Annotated in this window: 3 protein-coding genes; 2 read left to right on the top strand and 1 reads right to left on the bottom strand. The window is 68.8% G+C overall.

From position 1 onward, the window contains the following. Both ACE3S9_RS18140 and hisG read left to right on the top strand, forming a co-directional pair. Positions 1-807: ATP phosphoribosyltransferase regulatory subunit (locus tag ACE3S9_RS18140; protein ID WP_374547877.1), on the top strand; the 807-nt coding region annotated here is incomplete at its 5' end. 1 nt (position 808) lies between these two features. Next, positions 809-1,777, top strand: coding sequence for an ATP phosphoribosyltransferase (hisG, locus tag ACE3S9_RS18145; RefSeq protein ID WP_374547878.1), 969 nt, complete (start codon positions 809-811; stop codon positions 1,775-1,777). Here hisG and draG read toward each other — a convergent pair. After that, positions 1,754-2,590, bottom strand: a complete 837-nt coding sequence (gene draG / locus ACE3S9_RS18150) for an ADP-ribosyl-[dinitrogen reductase] hydrolase (RefSeq protein WP_374547879.1) — start codon at positions 2,588-2,590, stop codon at positions 1,754-1,756. The genes hisG and draG overlap by 24 nt on opposite strands. Positions 2,591-2,661: the final 71 nt, after the last annotated feature.

The following is a 2,661-nucleotide window of genomic DNA, read 5'->3' on the forward strand; positions in this document are numbered from 1 at the left end:
GAATTTCCGCAGGTCGGGCTGGAAAGCTTCGGCCGCGCCGACCGTGAGGCCGCCGACGCCGAAGTGCTCGCCCTCGCGCTCGAAGCGGCCGGCCCGGTTCCCGGCGGCTGGCGCATCCGCATCGGCGACGCCGGCCTGCTCGAAGCTTTGCTGGAAAAACTGAAGCTGTCGCCGATCTGGCTGCGGCGCATCCGCAGCGGCCTCGCCAAGGGCAAGACCATCGCCGAGATCACTGCTCCCGTCTCCGAAAGCGGCGATCATTCCGGCGTGCTGGCGGCGCTGGACGGCGCCGACAAGGCGGGCGCCCGCGCTTTGGTCGAGGATCTGCTGAAAATCGCCGGCATCGCCGCTCTGGGCGGCCGCACGGCGGCCGAAATCGCCGAGCGCTTCCTCGAACAGGCGGCATTGCGCTCCAGCGCCGGGCTCGACGCCGGACAGCGCGGGCTGTTGGAGGCCTTTTTCGCCATCGAGGGCCAGCCCGACAAGGCGTCCGCGCAATTGCGCGCTCTCTTCGCGGCCGCCGATGTCGATCTCGGCGCCGCGCTGGAAAGCTTCGACCAGCGCCTCAATTTTCTTGCCGCGCGCGGCGTCGATCTCGACACGATCTTTTTCTCGGCCGCCTTCGCCCGCAATCTCGATTATTACACCGGCTTCGTGTTCGAGGCGGCGCCCGCCTCCGCGCCGCCCGACCAGCCCGCCATCGGCGGCGGCCGCTATGACCGGCTGCTCGCCACGCTCGGCGCCAAGGCCGAGATTCCCGCCGTCGGCGCGGCGATCTGGCTCGACCGCCTGAACGGAGCGAAGTGAGATGAGCGATAAACTCGTTCTGGCCGTTCCCTCCAAGGGCCGGCTGCAGGAAAACGCCAACGCCTTTTTCGCCCGCGCCGGCCTGACCGTGACGACGGGACGCGGCGCCCGCGACTATCGCGGCGCCCTGTCAGGGGTCGGCGACGTCGAGGTCGCTTTTCTCTCGGCCTCGGAAATCGTCAAGAACCTCGCCTCCGGCGCCGCCCATCTCGGCGTGACCGGCGAGGATCTGGTGCGCGAGGCCCAGGCCGAGCATCAGGTCGCGCTGTTGACCAAGCTCGGCTTCGGCCACGCCAATGTCGTCGTCGCCGTGCCGCAGGCCTGGATCGACGTGCGCACCATGGCCGATCTGGAAGATGTCGCCCTCGCCTTCCGCGCCCGGCGCGGCGCGCGCATGCGCGTCGCCACCAAATATGTCAACACCACCCGCGCCTTTTTCCAGGACAAGGGCGTCGCCGATTATCACATCGTGGAAAGCCTCGGCGCCACCGAAGGCGCGCCCGCTGCGGGACAGGCCGAGCTGATCGTGGACATCACCTCGACCGGCGCGACGCTCGCCGCCAATGGGCTGAAAGTGCTCGACGATGGCGTGATCCTGCGCTCCGAGGCCAATCTGGTCGCCTCGCTCGGCGCCGAGTGGTCGCCCGCCCAACGCGAACTGGCGCGGAAAATCCTGTCGCGCATCGCCGCCGAGGAAGAGGGCCGCCGCACCCGCGAGATCGTCGCCGTGCTGGACCAGGAGCCGAAGGATCTGGCCGACGGCCTTGTCGCCTTCGGCGCCCGGATTCGGCGGCGCGGCGGCAATGGCCGCGCCATTTTCACCGCGCCCAAGGCGCAGGCGCCGGCTCTGGCGGACTGGCTGATCGGCCAAGGCGCCGAGGAGGTCGTGGTGCGCCCGGTCGATTATGTCTTCACCAGGACCAATCCGCTGCACGAGCGACTGACCTCACGGCTCGACGCGACGCGATAGAGCGAGCAAGGCCGGGACCTGGGCGCGGATTTCCGCGACCACGACGTGGTCCAACCGGTCCAGCCAATCGCGCGGCAAAGCGGCCATGCCATAAGTGGCGCCGGCCAGCATGCCGGCAATAGCGCCGGTGGTGTCCGCGTCGCCGCCCTGATTGACCGTCTCGATCAGGCATGCTCCGAAACTGTCCGTGTTGAAATAGCAGTGCAGCACGGTCTGCATCGTATCGACGATGAAGGCCGAACTCAGGCCGCGATAGGGCGCGAACTGGAAGGCGGGCTGCGCGGCGACAAGCGCATCGGCGATTGCGCGGACGCCGTCCCGGCCCGCCCCCGCCAGCAGCGCATGGACCATCCGCGCCAGAGCAATACAGGCCGAATCCGACAGAGGATGATGATGGGTGATGCGGCTTTGGCAGAGCGTCCAGTCCTCGGCCAACGCAGGCCGGTTCGCGGTCGCCAGCGCCGCCGGCAGCACGCGCATGGCGGCGCCATTGCCGGCGTCGCCCTCGGAAAAAACCCCGCTGGTCGTTCCATGCACGATATAGCGCCGGATGCCGCGCCGGCAGGTATTGCCGACATCGGGCGGATGGCTGCGCAGCCAGGCGGCGAATTCCTCGCAGACGTCGCGGGCGTCAAAAAAGCCGCGCCGGATCAGCGAGCGCCCCAAAGCCAGCGCCATTTGCGTGTCGTCGGTCACCGCGCCGGGCTTGAGCTTCAGCCAGCCGCCGCCGATGATTTTCTTATGCACGCCATAGGTCGCGGCGATCTCGCCGCGCGTCATGAATTCCACCGTGGCGCCGAGCGCGTCGCCCATGGCGAGGCCGAGGAAAGCGGCCAGCGCGCGGTCGTTCGGATCGACGCTCACAGGCGGCGCGCCTCCGCATG

This window comes from Rhodoblastus sp., from assembly GCF_041915505.1.
GTDB lineage: Bacteria > Pseudomonadota > Alphaproteobacteria > Rhizobiales > Beijerinckiaceae > Rhodoblastus.

What these genes read in the sequence shown, in the direction of transcription:
- hisG (WP_374547878.1), top strand. Translation starts at nt 809, where the DNA reads ATGAGCGATAAACTCGTTCTGGCCGTTCCCTCCAAGGGCCGGCTGCAG.
- draG (WP_374547879.1), bottom strand. Translation starts at nt 2,590, where the DNA reads ATGGGCGACGCGCTCGGCGCCACGGTGGAATTCATGACGCGCGGCGAG.